We start from the raw sequence: 19,334 nt of genomic DNA, 5'->3' as shown, positions 1-19,334 counted from the left end.
CCCACGCAGAGCGTGGGAACGATCATCAGCGGACGCCAAAAAACGGCCTGATCCCGTGATCCCGCAAGTACCGCTCGATCACCTTGGGATCGGCAGAATTGTCGGCAATCGCCACATACGTGTCCGGTCGCAACAGGTAAAACCCGTTACGCGCCAGCCCCGCCGCTTCAAACGCCGGCCGCCAGTCAAACACATGCAAGGGCAAATGATGTTCGTGGCACCAGGCGATCATTTCGTCGCTGGTGTCGCCATACACATGCACCTGCCAGGTCAGACACTTCAGCGATTCGAAATTGTCCCCCTCACCATCGTGAGCCCACGGCAGGCGATCGCCACCATGAACATGACCGGCAACGCCCGCGCTCAACGGCATCCCGCGATAATTCAGGGTGATCTGCGACACCGTGCGAAACAGGAACTCGCGGGACGCCTCAAACGATGCCATTTTCGGAATCAACAACGGCGTCAGGCGCGTGCGCAGTAAATCCGCGATGCGCCCTTCGGCCGTGACAAAGCTGAACACCCGATCGGTGGTGGCGACCAGTTTGCGGGCAAACGCGATGCGCTCGGTTTCGTAAGTGTCGAGGAGTTTGGCCTCAGCGCCGCCGCTCAACACCGCCGCGAGTTTCCAGGCGAGGTTGATGGCATCGCCAATGCCGGTGTTCATGCCCTGGCCCCCGGCGGGGCTGTGGACGTGGGCGGCATCACCCAATAGAAACGCGCGCCCGGTTTGAAAGTGATCCGCCACCCGATGATGCACGCGGTAGGTCGAGAACCAGTTCAGTTGCTCGATCTTCACTTTCATATGCTCGATGGCCCGGCTGCTGACGTCTTCAAATTGCAGGGTGTCGACCTGGTCGGCGCGTTCGTCGCGTACGGTGCCGATCAGACGGGCGCGGCCTTCACCGGCCAAGGGAAACACTGCGAGAAAATCCGCTTCATCGAGATCCACGTGCAGTTCGCCGTTGAACGTCGGCCCGCTGGCTTGCACGTCGGCGACGTAGAAAACCTGTTGGTAGGTGCCGCCAGGGAAACCGGTGTCCAGGGTTTTGCGCACGATCGACCGGGCACCGTCACAACCCGCCAGATAGCAGGCCTGGCAGGTTTGCTCCTGACCATCGGCCAAGCGCAAAAAGGCGGTGATGCCGTCACCGGTTTCCACGAAATTCTCAAGCTCAGTGTTGCGTTCAACCTGGACGCCAAAGGCTTCGAGGCGGTCGATCAGCAGCCGTTCGTGTTCGTCCTGAGGAAAGATTTCGAGGAACGCATAGGGCGTCAGGCCTTCACCGATGCGGCTCAGTGGCAAGCGCGCCACGGGTTCGCCCTTGACCCAGAAATTGGCGGCGGCCACTCGATGACCGTTCTGCACCACGGCATTGCTGAGGTCGAGCTGGCGATACAGCTCCAGCGTCCGCGCCTGGACGGCCAGCGCCCGCGACGTGGTTCCGGGTGCTGACGTCTTGTCGATGATGCGCACTTGCACGCCAAGCTTGCTCAGCCACAGCGCTAACACCAGTCCGGTCGGGCCGGCGCCGATGATCAGTACGTCGCTACGGTTCATGAGCCTGTCCTCCTCGGTGTGTGGCTCAAGTATGGTTCAGCCGCGACGGACGGGCGGGTTGTCTGCCAAACGGAGAAAGGCCCCGCAGCCCTGATGCCGACCAAGCCAAAACGCGATCCGTAGCAGCTGGCGAAGCCTGCGTTCGGCTGCGAAGCAGTCGTAAAACCTGAGTTTGCGGTCTTCCTGAAACACCGCATCGTCTGATTTCACGACTGCTTCGCAGCCGAACGCAGGCTTCGCCAGCTGCTACAGGGAACAGTGGGGGGCGGTGAGAGTCATAGCCTGCGCCATGCCATTGATCGTATGGTTACCCCGGCTCAACGGATTTGATGGAGCAACATGCAAGCCAAACGATTGATGATGAGCGTCGCCGCGCTGCTGGTGCTGGCGGGTTGCGGTACTCAGCGCACGCAAGAGCCCCCGGCGCGCAAGCCTGCCGAGGTCAAGGCCGAGATCGTGCGCCTGCTGCCGGCAAAAACCACCGATCGCCAGGGCTGGGCGACCGATATCTACGTAGCATTTGCTGCCCAGAACATTTATCCATCCACCCAAAACCTGTGCTCGGTCCTGGCGGTCACCGAGCAGGAATCGACTTTCCAGGTGGACCCGCCGGTACCGGGCCTGGGCAAAATCGCCCGCGCGGAAATCGACCGCCGTGCCGACAAAGCCCACATTCCCGGCCTGCTGGTGAGCGGTGCGCTGCAGGTGAGTTCATCCAATGGCAAAAGCTACAGCGAACGGCTCAATGCGGCGCGCAGCGAAAAAGAGCTCAGCTCGATCTTCGATGACTTCATCGGCATTGTGCCCATGGGCCGGACGCTGTTCGGTGGGCTCAACCCGGTGCGCACCGGTGGACCGATGCAAGTCAGCATCGATTTCGCCGAGCAACAGGCGAAGACCTATCCGTATCCGGTGAACGGCTCGATCCGTCGTGAAGTATTCAGTCGTCGCGGCGGCCTGTACTTCGGTATCGCCCACTTGCTCGGTTATCCGGCGAGCTACAAACAACCGCTGTATCGCTTTGCCGATTTCAATGCCGGTTGGTACGCCAGCCGCAATGCCGCGTTTCAGAACGCAGTGAGTCGCGCGTCGGGCATACCGCTGGCGCTGGATGGTGACCTGGTTCGCTACGATTCGATCATGCCAGGCACCACGGAATTGGCGGTGCGCACCCTCGGCAAGCAACTGGGCATGCGCAATCCGACCATTCGCGACCAATTGGAGGAGGGCAAAAACTTCGAATTCGAGAACACCCAGCTCTATGCACGGGTTTTTGCCCTGGCCGAACAGGCGGAAGGTCGGCCATTACCGCGTGCGGTGTTGCCGGGGATTGTGCTGCAAAGCCCGAAGATCACCCGCAAACTCACCACGGCATGGTTTGCCAAGCGGGTCGATGAGCGCTATCAGCGTTGCATGGCGCGGGCCGGCAAGTGACCGAGCGCAAAAGACAGACGTAAAAAAACCCGGCTGATAAGGCCGGGTTTTTCATTGAGTACCACGGTAAAACCATTCATTTATACAGCGCGGCTTTCGATCAGACGGTCCGAACCACCTTCAGCGACGCGGTTCTCGATCAGGCGATCGGAGCCACCTTCAGCAACGCGGTTTTCGATCAGACGATCCGAACCACCTTCAGCGACGCGGTTCTCGATCAAACGATCGGAGCCACCTTCAGCGACGCGGTTCTCGATCAGACGATCTGAACCACCTTCTGCGACGCGGTTCTCGATCAGACGATCCGAACCACCTTCAGCAACGCGGTTTTCGATCAAACGATCGGAGCCACCTTCGGCCACACGACTTTCAATCAGACGATCCGAGCCGCCTTCAGCGACAACCGGGTGAACAGAGGTAGCGGCGAAAGCGTTAACTGCAAAAACCGAGAAAGCAATGCTGAGGATAGTTTGGCGTTTCATGATGGTGTGCTCCGGGGTGTAGTTGTTGGGTGTGAGGCTGATGTTACGCCGCGGATTTTTTATGAGAACTTCATTGCCGTGATGGTGAACATCGACGGCAATGATAGGAAGGACGACTCACCCCACATGAGCGTGATGTTCCAGTTCCCCACCTCGGCCGCCATCGTGACCAGCGTTCGACGCCATGCTCATAGGCGAGCATGGCGCCACCGCGCCCTTGTTCACCGGCTAGACTGGCCGATGACGAGTATTCGCTCGTCTGCTGATTCTGTTTTCGTTTCGCCAGGAGCGCGCGATATGTACCAGCTATACGGACACCAGAACTCCGGCGCTGCCGCGATAGAAGCGGCACTGGAGCTGTGCGAAATTCCTTACCGCTTCATCGACGTTGAAACCTCTCCCGAGGCGACCCACGCGCTGGAGAAGCTCAATCCGCTCAAACAGGTCCCGACCCTGCAATTGCCCGATGGCAGCGTTCTCACCGAGAGCGCGGCGATTCTGATTCACCTGGGGCTCACGTTCCCCCAATCAAACCTGTTGCCGAAAAACGCCGCCGAGCGGGATCAGGCCATTCGCGGCCTGGTGTACATCGTCAGCAATTGCTATTCGGCGATTGGCATCATCGACTACCCCGAGCGCTGGCTGGCCGAGACGGATGAATCGTCCAGGCAAAACCTCATGGCCGGCGCCCGCGCGCGACTGCACCGGAGTTGGGAGGTGTTTGCCGATCAGTTTTCGGGCGATTTGTATCTGGGCGACGAGACGCCGGGGGCACTGGATGTGCTGGCGGCGGTGGTTTCAAGATGGGCGGGCAGTCGCGAGTATTTGCGCAGTGCAAGGCCCGGATTTTTCGCGTGGCTTACGCGCATTGACCGGCACCCGACATTGGCACCGGTCTTTGCGCGGCATTGGCCGGGTTGATCTATTCGCCGCGGATGTACTGCTCCAACTGGCGAATCAATTCAGCCTGTTCGGCGATGGCTTCCTTGACCAGGTCGCCAATCGACAGCAAACCGATCAACTGGCCGTTTTCCACCACCGGCAAGTGGCGCAGGCGTTTGTCGGACATGATGCCCATGCAGGTTTCGACGGTTTGACGGGTGTCCACGGTGATCACCGGCGACACCATGATGTCTTCGACCGGTGTACCGACGGAGGAGCGGCCCTTGAGCACGAGTTTGCGCGCATAGTCACGCTCGCTGATGATGCCGACGACCTCGCCATTTCTCAAGACCGGCAAGGCGCCGACGTTTTTGGCGGCCATGACCATCAGGGCTTCCAGCACCATTTGATGCGGTGCAATGGTGTGGACCTCATGATTCTGTTCAGCCTTTAACTTCAGCAGTTGGGCGACGGTTTTCATGGCAGTTTCTCAGGTGTTGTCGTTGTCCTTGAAGAATCGTAGACACCGGCGCTGAGGGCAAGGCAGAAAGCGGCAGATAACGCTCAAAAAACGCCATTCAGCAGTTTTTCTTCGGTAAACCTGAAATTTTCCACAGTTATTCATTGATCCATGGGCTGACTCGATCCATGTGGGAGTGAGCCTGCTCGCGAAGACCGCGGGTCAGTCAATACAGGTGTCGACTGATACACCGTTTTCGCGAGCAGGCTCGCTCCCACAGGGATTGCATCCACCTCGCAGAGACGGGCTATCGCCTTGGATGACGCGTAGAATTGCGCCTTGAATCAAATCTTGAGGTTGCAGTGGTGGATTTACAGCGGGGCTTCGTCCTGACCCGGCATTGGCGCGATACCCCGGCCGGTACGGAAGTTGAGTTCTGGCTGGCGACCGACACCGGTCCCCAGCGGATCCGCCTGCCTCATCAACCCTCGGTGGCGTTCATTCCCGCCGCCCAGCGCGATCAGGCTGAAGCGTTGCTTCGCGGCGAAAAGAACGTTGAGCTGAGGCCGTTGGCGTTACTGGATTTCGAACACCGCCCGGTGCTCGGTCTGTACTGCCAGCAGCACGGTCAACTGATGCGTCTGGAAACCGCACTGCGCAAGGCCGGTGTCGACGTGTTCGAAGCCGATGTGCGCCCGCCGGAACGCTACATGATGGAGCGTTTCATCACCGCGCCGGTCCGGTTCAGTGGCACGCCGAACGCCGAGGGCCTGCTGCTCGATGCCCAGATGAAACCCGACCCCGACTATCGCCCGAGCCTCAGGCTGGTCTCCCTGGACATTGAAACCACCGCTCAGGGCGAGCTGTACTCCATCGCCCTGGAAGGCTGCGGCGAACGCCAGGTCTACATGCTCGGGCCGCCCAATGGCGACGGCAGCGAGGTGGATTTCCAGCTCGAATACTGCGATTCCCGAACCCTGCTGCTGAAAAGACTCAACGAATGGTTCGCCCGCCACGACCCCGACGCGATCATCGGCTGGAACGTCGTACAGTTCGACCTGCGCGTGCTCCACGAACATGCCCGGCGGCTGGCGGTGCCGCTGAAACTGGGGCGTGGCGGCGAAGAAATGCAGTGGCGCGAACACGGGAGCCGCACCCATTACTTCGCCTCGGCCGCGGGCCGGCTGATCATCGACGGCATCGAATCCCTGCGCTCGGCGACCTGGAGTTTCCCCTCGTTCAGCCTGGAGAACGTCGCGCAAACCCTGCTTGGCGAGGGCAAGTCGATCGACAACCCGTACCAGCGCATGGACGAAATCAACCGCATGTTCGCCGAGGACAAACCGGCCCTGGCCAAGTACAACCTCAAAGACTGCGAGCTGGTAACGCGGATTTTCGCCAAGACCGAGCTGCTGACCTTTCTGCTGGAACGGGCCAGCGTCACCGGTTTGCCGGCGGATCGCAGCGGCGGCTCGGTGGCGGCGTTCACGCACCTGTACATGCCGCTGATGCACCGCCAGGGTTTCGTCGCGCCGAACCTTGGGAACAAGCCTGCGCAAGCCAGCCCCGGCGGGTTTGTCATGGACTCGCAACCGGGCCTGTACGAATCGGTGCTGGTGCTCGACTACAAAAGCCTCTATCCGTCGATCATCCGTACCTTTCTCATCGACCCGGTGGGCTTGATCGAGGGCCTTAAACATCCGGATGACAGCGAGTCGGTGCCAGGCTTTCGCGGTGCGCGTTTTTCCAGAACCCGGCATTGCCTGCCCGCCATCGTCGCCCGGGTCGCCGAAGGGCGTGAAACCGCCAAGCGCGAACACAATGCGCCGCTGTCCCAGGCCCTGAAAATCATCATGAACGCCTTTTACGGCGTGCTCGGTTCCAGCGGTTGCCGCTTCTTCGACACACGCCTGGCGTCGTCCATCACGCTGCGCGGTCACGAAATCATGTTGCGTACGCGACAGCTGATCGAAGCCCAAGGCCACACGGTGATTTACGGCGACACCGACTCGACCTTCGTCTGGCTGCGTCGTGCCCACGGTCAGCAAGAAGCCGCACAGATCGGCCACGCGCTGGTGGATCACGTCAACCAGTGGTGGCGCGAGCATGTGCAGCAGCAATACGGTCTGGAAAGTGCGTTGGAGTTGCAGTTCGAAACCCACTACAAGCGCTTTCTGATGCCGACCATTCGTGGCGCCGAGGAGGGCAGCAAGAAGCGTTATGCCGGGCTTGTGACCCGCGCCGATGGCGCCGACGAAATGGTCTACAAAGGCCTGGAAACCGTGCGCACCGACTGGTCGCCGCTGGCCCGGCAATTCCAGCAGGAGCTGTACCTGCGCATCTTCAATCGCAAACCCTATCAGGAGTATGTGCGCGACTACGTGCGCAAGACCTTGGCGGGGGAGTTCGACGATCGCCTGATCTACCGCAAGCGCCTGCGCCGCACCCTCGATGACTATCAGCGCAACGTGCCGCCCCATGTGCGAGCCGCAAGGATTGCCGATGAGTACAACGACCAGCAGGGCCGTCCGCGGCAATACCAGAACGGTGGCTGGATCAGTTACGTGATCACCGTCGCCGGGCCCGAGCCGCTGGAAATCCGCAGCGCGCCGATCGACTACGACCACTATGTCACCCGGCAACTGCAACCGGTGGCGGACGCCATTCTGCCCTTCGTGGACGACGACTTTTCAACGTTGATTGGTGGGCAACTGGGCCTGTTTTGAGTCCAGCAGCAACAACGTCCAGTCATCCAGGATGCCGTGGAAATACTGATCAAGTGCTTGATGAAAGTCGCTGTTGGCGCCGGCAACCTGGGCGAACAGTGTCATGGAAGAGTGAAACTTGAGATCGTCGGGATGGCCGAATATGCTGGCGACCGAGCTTTTTTCGATGTTCAGCACCATTTGCGTGCAGGTGTGCAACCGTGAGCCCAGCAGTGGATGATTGAGGTACGCCGCAGCTTCCTCTTTGGAACGAATGGCAAAGTGGCGGGACATCTCGCTGCCGCCCAACCCTGCGAATTGCGGAAAGATGAACCACATCCAGTGACTGCGCTTGTGGCCGGCGTTCAGCTCGGCCTGGACCCGTTTGTACACCGGGTCCTGTGCCTGGATAAAGCGTTGCAGATTAAAGGAATCGTCCTGATCAGTGCTTCTCATGCCGAAGCCCTCTGACAGACTGCGATGGCTCAGACCATGGCCAATCGCTGTTTGCGTTGTGGCGCGCGAAACGCCTGTTCCAGCGCCTCCAGATCCCCAGCCTCCAGTTGCAATTGCGCCGCTTGCGCATTGAGTTGCAGGTGCTCGGGGCGGACCGCTTTGGGGATGGCGATCACGCCTTCGTTACGCAGCATCCATGCCAGCGCTACCTGGGCCGGCGTCACACGGTGACGGGCGGCTATTTGCTTGAGCGTTGCATGGTTCAGCATAGGCCCACCCTGACCGATCGGACAGTAGGCCATGAGTGGCATTCGATGCTGGCGGCTCCAGGGCAGCAGATCAAACTCGATGCCGCGCTCTTCCAGGTTGTAGAGCACCTGGTTGGTGGCACAGGCCGATGAGGCCAGTTCCTCCAGGTCATCGACATCAAAATTGGAAACGCCCCAGCGACCGATCTTGCCTTCGACCCGCAGGCGTTCGAAGGCTTCGACCGTTTCTTCGAGGGGGTACTGGCCGCGCCAGTGCAGCAGGTAAAGATCGATGTAATCGGTATCCAGCCGCCGCAGGCTGCGTTCGCACGCCAGGGGAATCCCTTTGCGGCTGGCGTTGTGCGGGTAGACCTTGCTGACCAGAAACACTTCATCACGTCTGCCGGTGATGGCTTCACCGACCACTTCCTCAGCGCCGCCCTCGCCGTACATTTCAGCGGTATCGATAAGGGTCATGCCGAGTTCGATACCCAGGCGCAATGCCGCCACTTCCTGGGTGTGCCGGGAACGGTCTTCGCCCATGCGCCAGGTGCCTTGGCCGATCACCGGTACGTTGACGCCGGCCAGTTCGAGGGTGCGCATTCAAATCTCCTTATTTTGAATCGATGAGTACTCCTTCGGTTGGCAACAGAATACCCCGGTGGTTCCATCGACCTGTAGCAGCTGTCGAGCTTGCGAGGCTGCGTTCGGCTGCGAAGCAGTCGCCGAATCAAACAATGAGGTGTTTCAGGAATACCGCGTGCGCAGGAGTTGCGAGGACTTCGTCCTCGGACGCAGCCTCGCAGGCTCGGCAGCTGCTACATGATCGCATTGGGCCTTACTGGGTAGAAAACTTCATCACCGTGCTCTGGGCATAGGTCTTGCCCGGGTCCAGGCGCGTGGACGGGAAGTTCGGCTGATTCGGCGAATCCGGGTAGTGCTGGGTCTCCAGCGTGAACGCGCCCCAGTGCGGGTAGACCTTGCCAGCCTTGCCCTTGACCGAACCATCGAGGAAGTTGCTGGTGTAGAACTGCACACCAGGCTCGGTGGTGTAGAGCTGCAAGCGACGACCGGATTGCGGATCGCTGACCTCGGCGGCGAGTTGGCCCACATCACCTGCGGCGTTCAGCACCCAGTTGAAATCGAAGCCGCCCTGTTTCGGTTCGGCAAATTTCAACTGAGGGTGATCGGCTTTGATGTGCTTGCCAATGGCGGTCGGCTGGGTGAAGTCCATCGGTGTGCCAGCCACCGGGGCCAGTTCGCCGGTAGGGATCAGCTTGCCGGTGACCGGCGTGTAATGACTGGCGTGCAGGGTGGCGAGTTGTTTCAGCACATCACCGTTGCCGGCGCCGGCCAGGTTGAAATAGCTGTGATTGGTCAGGTTCAACACTGTGGCTTTATCGGTGGAAGCCTTGTAGTCGATGCGCAACTCGTTTTGCTCGTTGAGGCTGTAGGTCACCTCGGTTCTCAGGTTGCCGGGGAAGCCCATTTCACCGTCTGCCGACAGGTAGGTCAGGGTCACGCCGACCGAATCCTTGCCGTTGCTCGGTTGGGCTTCCCAGACGTGCTTGTCAAAACCCCGGGGGCCGCCGTGCAGCGAATTGGAACTGTCGTTGAGCGGTACCTGATAACGCTTGCCGTCCAGTTCGAAAGCACCGTTGGCCAGGCGATTGCCAAAGCGCCCGATGGTCGCACCGAAATACGCCGTGCCGCTCTGGTAGCCCTGCACGTCATCGAAACCGAGCACCACGTCGTCGAACTTGCCGTTTTTGTCCGGCACTTTCAGCGACTGCAAAATGCCGCCGTAAGTAATGACCGTGGCGGTCAGGCCATGGCTGTTGCGCAAGATGTATTGCTCGACGGGCGTGCCGTCATTGGTTTTGCCAAAGGCCTTGTGTTCGCTGGACAGGCCGGCGGCCTGGGCGGAGAGGGTGGCGATCATCAGAGACAGTCCAAGGGCGCAGAACGGGTATCGGGATTGAAGCATGGTTGACCTTCCTTTTTATTGTTTTTGACAAAGTAGTCATACTACTAATCGGTTTTTAATAGGAGCAAGGAAGGATTTATAGCTTATGCAGGCGATGTTGCAATTATAAAGTATGACTAATTTGATGGCGTCGCTTAACGGGTTCCAACGCTTGCGGACGGTCGGCACTGCACTTTTCCAGGATTCACGGCTCTACCCTTGGCCAGCCTGCGGCGAATCCCCACCGCCGGCCCATGCCCAAGTTCGATAACCCATGGCTCGAGTTTTACCCCGCACCACCCCGCGAATCCGCCGCCGTTGCCTGCTGTTGGCTTGCTTGTCGATGCTCGCCGCCTCCGGGTGCAGCCAGCAGCAGGGCAGCGATATCGTCAACCAGTTCCGCGAAGGCAAACCCCAGGAATTTCTCCAGACCAGCGTCGACCGCATGGCGACCCTGGCGATGCGCGACAACCTCGACAGCCTCTACCTGCTGATGAGCAAGCTCTACTTGCGCAACCCGGACGAGTTGAAAAAATCCGGCTTCCTTGACGCCCGCACCGCGGGCAAACAAGTGCGCATGGCCATCGAACAGCAACAGCCGCTGCCGACCCTGGGAGGCAAAAAAGACTTGGCAGCGCTGAGTTATGCCATGAGCCCGGAGTTTCTCGGCGACCGGGTCGGTGCCTTCATTTATGCCATTGGCAGCATGCTCGTCACTGCGCACGGCAATCGGCTCGAGTTCTACATGACGGATGCGATCAACCCGACGTTCGTCAGCAATGCGGCCCGCAACATCGAGAAAGCCACCTGGATCCTCAGCCAGCGGCAAAACAGGAACGGCGAGCCTTTACTGTTCTCCAACGAAATCTCGGAGGAGGGCAGCAACCTGAGTTTTGCCGTGGAGTTCGGCAAGATCGTCGCCCGGCTGGACCTGCTGACGCAGATGCTGGACGAGCGCTACCGCCGGATCGGCTTAAATTACGCGCAGAGTTTGCTGTTCCTCAATTTCCTGCCAGTACAGTGAACCCCTTGTAGGAGTGAGCCTGCTCGCGATAGCGGTTTAACATTCAGCAATGATGCTGGCTGTGAGTCCGTCATCGCGAGCAGGCTCACTCCCACAGGAGCGTGTGTGGGCTTTAGGTATAACGATAGTTCGCATCGATATAAGTGGTTATAAGAAAAATCGCTATGCTGCGGGCCTGATTTTTCATGCGTTTTTGTGGGCGTGTTAATGGAATTCGGTAATTTCGGTTTAGTCGTGGCAGGTCTGGTGGTCGGCTTTATTGTCGGGATGACAGGCGTGGGTGGCGGTTCGTTGATGACCCCCATTCTGTTGTGGTTCGGTGTCAATCCGGCCACCGCAGTGGGGACGGATTTGCTGTACGCGGCGATCACCAAGTCCAGTGGCGTGCTGGTTCATCGAAAGAACAAGAACATCGACTGGGCCATCACCGGTTGGTTGACCCTCGGCAGCGTGCCGGCGGTGGCGCTGACGTTGTGGTTCCTGAGCACCTTGCAAACGTCCCCGGAGGCGATGAACGCGGTCATCAAACAGGCCTTGGGCTTTGTCCTGTTTGCCACGGCGCTGGCGATTTTCTTCAAGAAACGCCTGCTCGATTTCGCCCACAAACGCGCGGGCGGTCATTACAACCCCAGCGGCAATCGCTTGAATGCGCTGACCGTGATCACTGGCCTGGTCCTCGGCACCATGGTTGCCCTGACCTCCATCGGCGCCGGCGCCCTGGGCACCGTTGCGTTGTTCATTCTCTATCCGATGCTGCCGACCCGCCGCCTGGTGGGCACGGAAATCGCGCACGCCGTACCGCTGACCCTGGTGGCCGGCCTCGGCCATGCGAGCATGGGCAACATGGATTGGCACGTATTGGGTTACTTGCTGATCGGTTCGCTACCGGGAATTTACTTGGGCAGCCACCTCACTGGCCGCATCTCCGATGAAGTGCTGCGACCTTGCCTGGCCACGATGCTGGTGCTGATCGGGTACAAACTGGCCTTTTGATCGGGCCGCGGTTGCACAAACAAACCAGCCTGGCAGGCGCGCTCAGGGCCGAGTCAGAATTTCCAGCAGATGCCCGTCCGGGTCATCGAAGTAAACCCGTCGGCCACCGCCGTAATCGTTGATCTCGTTCGGTCGTTGTTTACCGGGGTCGGCCCACCAGGGTTGCTGTCGGGCTTGCAGGCGGGCGAAGGCCGCATCGAAATCCTCGTCACCGATCAAAAACGCGTAGTGCTGGGAGGCAATCGGCGGGTCATTGTCGTAGAAGTCCAGCGACACGCCATTGTCGAACTTGACGATCAGCATCGGGCCGAAGGGTTCGGGGCTGGGCAGGCCAAGGATGTCTGCCAGGTAGTTGGCTGATATCTGCTTGTCGCGACACCAGACGATGGTGTGGTTCAACTGAGCGCTCATGCAGAGGTCCTCACGGCGGATCAGGGCGATGTTATTGATTTATGAGATTAGCTCAGGCTGTTGCGCAATGACCGCCCTGACCTAAGCTTGGGGCAGGCGAGACATATTGCGTGCGTCACCCGGAACGAACGCCGCGATGCGCAATCATTAGAGCGTGGATATCAAAAGGAGATGCGCATGCTCATCAGGTCTTTGACCCTGACTACCCTGCTGGCTTTCGCCGGCCCCTTGCTCGCTGCCGATGACGGCTCACCGCTGGACATGGACAAGGGCAGGTCCCGGCCGTTGATTGTCATCGCGCCGAGCACGGTCGATCCCACGTGGGTCAGTCTGAAAAAGTCGCTGGATGAACCGGCCAATCGCAAGGGGTTCACCGAGCGAAACATGGTCCTGTACACCGTGCTTAATCTGATGGGCCAGCGCGAGGGCAAAGACCTGGGGCCGCAAGACACGGCGGCATTGATCCGTTCGCTCAAGTTGGGGGCTGGCGCCAAGAGCAAAGTCATCCTGGTGGGCAAGGACGGGGAAAAGAAACTTGAGCAATCGGGAACGATCGAGCTGAAGGAGATTTTCGCCGCCGTCGACCAATTGCCGGCGACGGAGCAACAAGCCACAGTGCCGACACCACCGCCGGTCACGGAAGCCGAACCGGCCAAGGGCGCCAAGGGAGCAAAACCGGGCAAACCGGCGAAGCCTGCCAAGCCGCCTGAAATGCCGGATGATTGAACTCGGCGGCTAAAAAAAACGCGTGTTTCGGGGGGCGATGTACCGATTTCCATTGGTCTCGGAAGTTTCCTGCAAGTCCTGTCGGTGTTTATGAACTGGTTTCTGTCAGAGCGCACGGCTAGCCTTCGTCAGCCACCGCGAAATAGCGGTCGGACGTGGGAATCCGCGACACTGAGGGATCCAGGGACGTAAACACCAATGGCACAAAAAGGAGCCTCGTCTGTGAAGAAGTTCAGCAAGCATCCATCGCAAACCCCAAACGGTGCCGATCAACTCGATCCCGCGAAGCCGTGTGAAACCGCAAAAGGCGCCGTTACCCAAAGCCCCAGGCGTACCCCCACGACCCGGCAGGTTTTCACTGTTGCGCCTGGTGTCGACACGCTGACCCTGCTGAATCAGGCCTGCGAAAACCTTGCCTCCCTGAATGTGCTGATTGCGAGTTTTGCCGGAAAACTGGAAGGTTCGAACCGCCAGCTGCTGCTGTCGATCCAGCAATTGGCGGCGGTCACCGAGTTGTTGGTGAATCAGGCGCGGGAAAATCTTGATCCGAGAAGTGGTGCGCCTGACGCTCAGCCGCCGACTCTGCATTGAGCTGACGCAGTAACGACAATGGGCGACCTCAAAGAGGTCGCCCATTTTGTTTGCCGCTGCGAGAAATCGCGTTTCTTGGCTACTTGGCCAGCGCACTCAATATCGTATGAGCAATCTTGATCCGCTCAGGGTTCGGGTAGTTTTTGTTGGCCAGGATCACGATGCCGATGTCTTTCGACGGCACGTACGCCACGTAGGCACCGAAGCCGCCCGTTGAACCGGTTTTGTTAATCAGCACGCTTTCCGGTTGAGGTTGCGGCGGGGTCAGCCACTGGACTTCGTGAGCCTCCATCGCCATCTGCGTCGAGTTACCCGCCAGCAATTTATCGAGGCTGACCGGATAGGGGTAGAACTCCCAACCCAGCCCCTGAGTCATATCGCCCACTTTGTAGTAGCCGGTATGCGTCGCGGCGATGGCCCGCTGCAGCGGATCCTCAAGGCGGGCCGGTTTCATGTTCGCTTCAACATAACGAATCAGGTCCGCCGCGCTGGTTTTGACGCCATAAGCCTCTGAATCCAGTGCCCCCGGCCCAACCCGTACAGGCTTGTCTTCCTTGTTGTAACCCTGGGCGTAAAGCCCCATTTGAGCTTGCGGCACCTTGAGGTAGGTGTGTTTGAGCCCGAGTTTCGGCAGCAGGGTTTTTTCCATCACGTCATCAAACGGCGCGCCGATACTCTGGGCGGCGAGGTAGCCGAACAACCCCAGGCTAGGGTTTGAATACTGCCGATGGGTGCCCGCGACATAGGTCGGTTTCCACTGCTTGAAATAGCCGAGCATCTTGTCTGGTGCGTCGGCATCGTCGGGGAATTGCAATGGCAAGCCGCCGGCGCTGTAGGTGCCCAGTTGCAGCACGCTGATGTTATCGAACGCGCTGCCACGCAGATCCGGCAGCACGCTGCTGGCCTTGTCCGACAGGGACAGTTTGCCGGTGGCCTGAGCGTAGGCGGCGAGGGTCGCGGTGAAGGTTTTGCTCACCGAGCCGATCTCGAACAAGGTGTTTTCGGTGACGGGTTGTGCGCTTTCTTTCGACGCCACCCCGTAGTTGAAGTAATGCGGCTTTCCGTTGACGGTCACGGCCACGGCAATTCCGGGAACGGCCTGGGCTTGCATGACCGGTTGTACGGCGGCATTCACCACCGTCTCGATTTGATCCTGTGCGACGCATTGGCCGGAGGCGAGCAGCGCCACGCAAACGGCGAGAATTTTCAGCCTGTCCATGTTGGTTGGGTCCGTCATTGATTCGATTGCGCGCCATTTTAGGGGGTTAACCGCTACGCTCCGAGCGGTTTTTGAACCCGGCCGCCCATAAGCGGGCCGGGAAGATTGCTAACAGGCCAGGCGCGACCGCTGAATCAACGCACCAGACACGGCCGCTTGTTATCGAATTTCCAGCCCGGAATCAGAAACTGCATCGCCACGCTGTCATCCCGGGCACCCAATCCCATGCCTTTGTACAACTCATGAGCCTTGGCCAACTGATCCAAGTCCAGTTCGACACCCAACCCGGGTTTCTTCGGCACCTGCACACAACCGTCAACGATTTGCAGCGGCGCTTTGGTCAGGCGCTGGCCGTCCTGCCAGATCCAGTGGGTGTCGATGGCGGTAATGTCACCCGGCGCGGCGGCCGCGACGTGGGTGAACATCGCCAGGGAAATATCGAAGTGGTTGTTGGAGTGCGAACCCCAGGTCAGGCCCCATTCATGGCACATCTGCGCCACGCGGACCGAACCCTGCATGGTCCAGAAGTGCGGGTCGGCCAGTGGAATGTCCACTGATTGCAACTGGATCGCGTGGCCCATTTCCCGCCAGTCGGTGGCGATCATGTTGGTGGCGGTTTTCAGACCTGTGGCGCGACGGAATTCCGCCATGACTTCACGGCCCGAATAACCGTTTTCCGCGCCGCACGGGTCTTCGGCGTAAGCCAGTACGTGATGCTGATCCCGGCACAAGCGAATGGCTTCCTTGAGTGACCACGCACCATTCGGATCAAGGGTGATGCGCGCGTCGGGAAAGCGTTCGGCCAGGGCGGTGACGGCTTCGATTTCTTGATCGCCACTGAGCACGCCGCCCTTGAGTTTGAAGTCCTTGAAACCGTAGCGCGCGTGGGCGGCTTCAGCCAGGCGCACCACGGTGTCGGCGGTCATGGCTTTTTCGTGACGTACGCGGAACCAGTCGTTGTCGGCGTCCGGTTCGCTGCGGTAGGCCAGGTCGGTTTCGTTGCGATCACCGACATAAAACAGGTAACCGAGCATCTTCACTTCATCGCGCTGCTGACCTTCACCGAGCAAGGCCGCGACCGGCACATCCAGATGCTGGCCGAGCAGATCGAGCAATGCAGCTTCCAGGCCGGTGACGGCGTGGATGGTGATGCGCAAATCGAACGTCTGTAACCCGCGACCGCCGGCATCGCGATCGGCGAAGGTCTGGCGCACTTGATTGAGGATCTTCTGATACGTACCGATCGGACTGCCGACCACCAACGAGCGAGCGTCTTCGAGGGTCTGGCGAATGCGCTCGCCGCCCGGCACTTCACCGACGCCGGTATGACCGGCGTTGTCCTTGAGGATCACGATGTTGCGGGTGAAAAACGGCCCGTGGGCGCCGCTCAGATTGAGCAGCATGCCGTCGTGGCCGGCCACCGGAACAACTTGCATGCTGGTAATGACCGGGGCTTTGGCAGTTTCTTGTGCATTCATTTTCATGTCCTTCAAACGGATATTCAGGCTTGGTTGGGCGCTTGTTCGGCCAGTGCAACGGCAGGTGCGGATTTCGGTTTATTGCGTGCGGCGAAGACGATGATTGCGGCAATGATCGAGGTCGCGGCCAGGCCGTACAGCCCGCCCTGAATCGAACCGGTGCGTTCTTCCAGCAGACCGAAGGTGGTCGGCGCGACGAAGCCGCCGAGGTTGCCCACCGAGTTGATCAGCGCGATGACGCCCGCCGCGATCCGTGCGTCCAGATAGGCCTGAGGAATCGGCCAGAACAGCGACGACGCTGATTTGAAACCCAGCGCAGCAAAGCAGATCGCAACGAAGGCGAAGATCGGCCCGCCGGTGGTGGACATGAACATCCCGGCTGCTGCGATCAGCAGTGCCGCGGCGACCCAGGCTTGTTGATGCTTCCATTTGGCTGACAGCGAAGCGAAGGCGTACATGCCGACGATCGACAGCAGCCACGGAATCGAGTTGAACAACCCGACCTGAATGTCGCTCAGGTCGCCCATCTTTTTGATGATGCTCGGCAGCCAGAAGGTCGCGGCATAAATGGTCAACTGGATGAAGAAGTAGATCAGGCAGAACAGGATGATCTGGCGATCCTTGAGCAGCTTGCCCAACGACGGTTTGATCGGTGTCGCGGCTTCGCGGGCCAGTTGTTCGTCGTCGATGGCCTTGACCAGTGCGTCTTGTTCGGCGCGGCTCAGCCATTTGGCGTCGTGGGGTTTGGAGTCCAGCCAGAACCAGACGAACACGCACAGCCCGACGGAGAACATCCCTTCAATGAAGTACATCCACTGCCAGCCGTGCATGCCCAAACCGCTGATTTGCAGCAGTAACCCGGACAACGGGCCGGAGATCAGCGAAGCAATCGCCGAACCGCTGAGGAAGATGGCAATTGCCTTGCCGCGTTCAACGCCAGGCAACCAGCGGGTGAAGTAGTAAATCACGCCGGGGAAGAAACCGGCTTCGGCCACGCCGAGCAGAAATCGCAGGATGTAGAAGTGGGTTTCGTTCTGGATGAACGCCATGCAAGCGGCGACCAGGCCCCAGGTCAGCATGATGCGGGTCAGCCAGATTCGCGCGCCGACTTTTTGCAGGAGGATGTTGGAGGGGACTTCAAACAGCGCGTAACCGATGAAGAACAGACCGGCGCCGAGGCCGTAGGCAGCAGCGCCGATGCCCAGGTCATGTTCCATGTGGGCGCGGACGAAGCCGATGTTCACGCGGTCGATGTAGTTGACGATGAACATGATCACGAACAGCGGCAGAACATGGCGTTTCACTTTTGAGATGGCGGACTTGAGGACCGAATCGGCGCCATCGTTCATCCCGGATATGGATGTATTCACTGCGTTATCTCCCACTGATTATTTTTATGCGGGGTGTGACTGGGTGTTGCGATGTTGATAGACATCATACAACTACGTTTTTTCGTCCTGCAAGTGCCTTAGTCCAACAAAATAGCGTTATTCATGAGGTTTATTAGTCTTTCTGCCGAATGGATGAGCTTGGTTTCGATCGTTTAGGCTCGATTTGTTGAGTGTTGTCATACAAGTTGGTCGGCGCGTTTTTGCTGAGATTCCCGCCCGGCGCAGTGCTACGATTCCGGTAGCCCTGCTTCCGGATGACCGCCATGCAAGAAGACCTCGACGCGCCTGCCCGCAAGCGCACCCATAACCTGGCCCATGACCTGGTCGCCAAACTGACCCAGAGCATCTTGCTCGGGCAGATGCTGCCCGGTGACAAGCTGCCGTCCGAGAACACGATTGTTCAGGAGCACGGCGTCAGTCGCACGGTGGTGCGCGAGGCGATCTCGAAATTGCAGGCGTCCGGTCTCGTGGAAACCCGCCACGGCATCGGCACCTTTGTTATCGAGCGAGCGCCGGAGCAGGGACTGCGGTTGAACGTCGATACCGCGCTGGGGGTGCGCAGCATTCTGGAGTTGCGCATGGGCCTGGAAACCCAGGCCGCCGCACTGGCGGCAACCCGTCGCACCGAGCATCAATTGGCGCAGATGCGCGAAGCGCTGGACGACTATCAAAGCCTGCTGGCCAACAACGACAGCTGCGTCGAAGCCGACAAGCGTTTCCACTTGCTGATCGCCGAAGCTACCGGCAACGTGTGCTTCAGCGAAATCATGCAGCACCTGGGCAGCGCCATGATCCCGCGCACCCGCGTCAATGCCGCCGAGCGCGGCGCAGTAGATTTGAGCAAGCTGGGGCAACTGGCCAACCTTGAGCACGAGGCCATTCTCAATGCGATCAAACGCCAGGACCCGGATGCGGCGCGGGCGGCCATGTGGCTGCACTTGACCAACAGCCGCGACCGGTTTTCGGCCGATGGCTGACCACCGTTTGTCTACTCGATAGCACCGCATCCGCGGCCCTGATTCCAACGAATACGGCCCAGATTTGCTGGTCCTCATCAGTGAGGTGCGTCATGGCTAACGATTCGATGTTCCGGGGCGCAACGCCCAACACCGACCCCACTCGACCCATTTCCGGTACCGACGAGCCGCGCATGGACCACGACGCGCCACCCGGCATGGACCCTTCGCGGGACCCGACCGAGGTCGACATTGATCGACCTGAAGACTGGATGGACCCTGAGGCGGCCGAAGACCTGCCTCCGCCAGATGAACCCACACCGCTGTCCGATGACAGGCGATAAAGAGAAA

19 protein-coding genes are annotated in these 19,334 nt (G+C 59.6%); 9 read left to right on the top strand and 10 right to left on the bottom strand.

The window, feature by feature from the left end; genetic code table 11:
- Positions 1–25: 25 nt before the first annotated feature.
- The gene (locus BLW70_RS24990) at positions 26–1,561 is read right to left on the bottom strand and encodes an FAD-dependent oxidoreductase (RefSeq protein ID WP_074878538.1); all 1,536 of its coding nucleotides are present in this window, start codon (positions 1,559–1,561) and stop codon (positions 26–28) included.
- 339 nt (positions 1,562–1,900) lie between these two features.
- On the opposite strand from BLW70_RS24990, the gene BLW70_RS24985 reads away from it, so the two are divergent.
- Positions 1,901–2,995 carry a DUF1615 domain-containing protein gene (locus tag BLW70_RS24985; RefSeq protein WP_074878536.1) on the top strand — a complete coding sequence of 365 codons (1,095 nt, stop codon included), beginning with the start codon at positions 1,901–1,903 and terminating at the stop codon, positions 2,993–2,995.
- An 80-nt stretch (positions 2,996–3,075) separates the two neighbouring features.
- On the opposite strand, the gene BLW70_RS24980 is transcribed toward BLW70_RS24985, so the two are convergent.
- Complete coding sequence (locus BLW70_RS24980) at positions 3,076–3,477, bottom strand: hypothetical protein (RefSeq protein WP_074878533.1); 402 nt, start codon at positions 3,475–3,477, stop codon at positions 3,076–3,078.
- A gap of 297 nt (positions 3,478–3,774) precedes the next feature.
- Here BLW70_RS24980 and BLW70_RS24975 point away from each other — a divergent pair, with 297 nt between their 5' ends.
- The gene (locus BLW70_RS24975) at positions 3,775–4,398 is read left to right on the top strand and encodes a glutathione S-transferase (RefSeq protein WP_074878531.1); all 624 of its coding nucleotides are present in this window, start codon (positions 3,775–3,777) and stop codon (positions 4,396–4,398) included.
- 1 nt (position 4,399) lies between these two features.
- On the opposite strand, the gene BLW70_RS24970 is transcribed toward BLW70_RS24975, so the two are convergent.
- The gene (locus tag BLW70_RS24970) at positions 4,400–4,840 is read right to left on the bottom strand and encodes a CBS domain-containing protein (protein ID WP_074878529.1); all 441 of its coding nucleotides are present in this window, start codon (positions 4,838–4,840) and stop codon (positions 4,400–4,402) included.
- A gap of 344 nt (positions 4,841–5,184) precedes the next feature.
- Between BLW70_RS24970 and BLW70_RS24965 the strand changes: the two genes are divergently transcribed.
- Positions 5,185–7,545, top strand: a complete 2,361-nt coding sequence (locus BLW70_RS24965; RefSeq protein ID WP_162493973.1) for a DNA polymerase II — start codon at positions 5,185–5,187, stop codon at positions 7,543–7,545.
- On the opposite strand, the gene BLW70_RS24960 is transcribed toward BLW70_RS24965, so the two are convergent.
- The 3 genes from BLW70_RS24960 to BLW70_RS24950 all read right to left on the bottom strand — a co-directional run bounded on the left by BLW70_RS24960 (position 7,510) and on the right by BLW70_RS24950 (position 10,215).
- Complete coding sequence (locus BLW70_RS24960; RefSeq protein ID WP_074878523.1) at positions 7,510–7,980, bottom strand: DUF1810 domain-containing protein; 471 nt, start codon at positions 7,978–7,980, stop codon at positions 7,510–7,512. The two genes, BLW70_RS24965 and BLW70_RS24960, sit on opposite strands and share 36 nt — an antisense overlap.
- A gap of 29 nt (positions 7,981–8,009) precedes the next feature.
- Positions 8,010–8,831: an aldo/keto reductase gene (locus BLW70_RS24955; RefSeq protein ID WP_074878521.1), complete on the bottom strand. Its 822-nt coding sequence runs from the start codon at positions 8,829–8,831 to the stop codon at positions 8,010–8,012.
- 235 nt (positions 8,832–9,066) lie between these two features.
- A complete protein-coding gene (locus BLW70_RS24950) occupies positions 9,067–10,215 on the bottom strand; it encodes an aldose epimerase family protein (RefSeq protein ID WP_074878519.1) in 1,149 nt (382 codons plus the stop codon).
- Positions 10,216–10,468: 253 nt separating this feature from the next.
- Between BLW70_RS24950 and BLW70_RS24945 the strand changes: the two genes are divergently transcribed.
- Positions 10,469–11,218 carry a hypothetical protein gene (locus tag BLW70_RS24945; protein WP_074878517.1) on the top strand — a complete coding sequence of 250 codons (750 nt, stop codon included), beginning with the start codon at positions 10,469–10,471 and terminating at the stop codon, positions 11,216–11,218.
- A 207-nt stretch (positions 11,219–11,425) separates the two neighbouring features.
- The gene (locus BLW70_RS24940) at positions 11,426–12,211 is read left to right on the top strand and encodes a sulfite exporter TauE/SafE family protein (RefSeq protein ID WP_074878514.1); all 786 of its coding nucleotides are present in this window, start codon (positions 11,426–11,428) and stop codon (positions 12,209–12,211) included.
- Positions 12,212–12,253: 42 nt separating this feature from the next.
- Here the strand turns inward: BLW70_RS24940 and BLW70_RS24935 are convergent, their stop codons facing one another.
- Positions 12,254–12,622: a VOC family protein gene (locus tag BLW70_RS24935; RefSeq protein WP_074878512.1), complete on the bottom strand. Its 369-nt coding sequence runs from the start codon at positions 12,620–12,622 to the stop codon at positions 12,254–12,256.
- 177 nt (positions 12,623–12,799) lie between these two features.
- Between BLW70_RS24935 and BLW70_RS24930 the strand changes: the two genes are divergently transcribed.
- The gene (locus BLW70_RS24930; RefSeq protein ID WP_074878510.1) at positions 12,800–13,348 is read left to right on the top strand and encodes a DUF4174 domain-containing protein; all 549 of its coding nucleotides are present in this window, start codon (positions 12,800–12,802) and stop codon (positions 13,346–13,348) included.
- Positions 13,349–13,570: 222 nt separating this feature from the next.
- On the top strand, positions 13,571–13,939 hold the full coding sequence (locus BLW70_RS24925; protein WP_074878508.1) for a DUF6124 family protein: 369 nt from the start codon (positions 13,571–13,573) through the stop codon (positions 13,937–13,939).
- Positions 13,940–14,018: 79 nt separating this feature from the next.
- Here the strand turns inward: BLW70_RS24925 and ampC are convergent, their stop codons facing one another.
- The 3 genes from ampC to BLW70_RS24910 form a co-directional block, all read right to left on the bottom strand.
- On the bottom strand, positions 14,019–15,176 hold the full coding sequence (gene ampC / locus BLW70_RS24920) for a class C beta-lactamase (protein ID WP_413037953.1): 1,158 nt from the start codon (positions 15,174–15,176) through the stop codon (positions 14,019–14,021).
- Between the two features lie 116 nt (positions 15,177–15,292).
- Positions 15,293–16,636, bottom strand: coding sequence for a glucarate dehydratase (gene gudD / locus BLW70_RS24915; protein ID WP_074878504.1), 1,344 nt, complete (start codon positions 16,634–16,636; stop codon positions 15,293–15,295).
- A 23-nt stretch (positions 16,637–16,659) separates the two neighbouring features.
- Positions 16,660–18,006, bottom strand: a complete 1,347-nt coding sequence (locus tag BLW70_RS24910) for an MFS transporter (RefSeq protein ID WP_074878502.1) — start codon at positions 18,004–18,006, stop codon at positions 16,660–16,662.
- Between the two features lie 284 nt (positions 18,007–18,290).
- Between BLW70_RS24910 and BLW70_RS24905 the strand changes: the two genes are divergently transcribed.
- Both BLW70_RS24905 and BLW70_RS24900 read left to right on the top strand, forming a co-directional pair.
- On the top strand, positions 18,291–19,004 hold the full coding sequence (locus BLW70_RS24905) for a FadR/GntR family transcriptional regulator (RefSeq protein ID WP_074878501.1): 714 nt from the start codon (positions 18,291–18,293) through the stop codon (positions 19,002–19,004).
- Positions 19,005–19,096: 92 nt separating this feature from the next.
- Positions 19,097–19,327, top strand: a complete 231-nt coding sequence (locus BLW70_RS24900) for a hypothetical protein (protein WP_074878499.1) — start codon at positions 19,097–19,099, stop codon at positions 19,325–19,327.
- Positions 19,328–19,334 lie beyond the last annotated feature (7 nt).

Origin of the sequence: Pseudomonas frederiksbergensis (assembly GCF_900105495.1) — a bacterium.
GTDB classification, from domain to species: Bacteria; Pseudomonadota; Gammaproteobacteria; order Pseudomonadales; family Pseudomonadaceae; genus Aquipseudomonas; species Aquipseudomonas frederiksbergensis.
The sequence above is the reverse complement of the archived record's forward strand: the minus strand, read 5'-3'. Positions and strand labels throughout refer to the sequence as shown.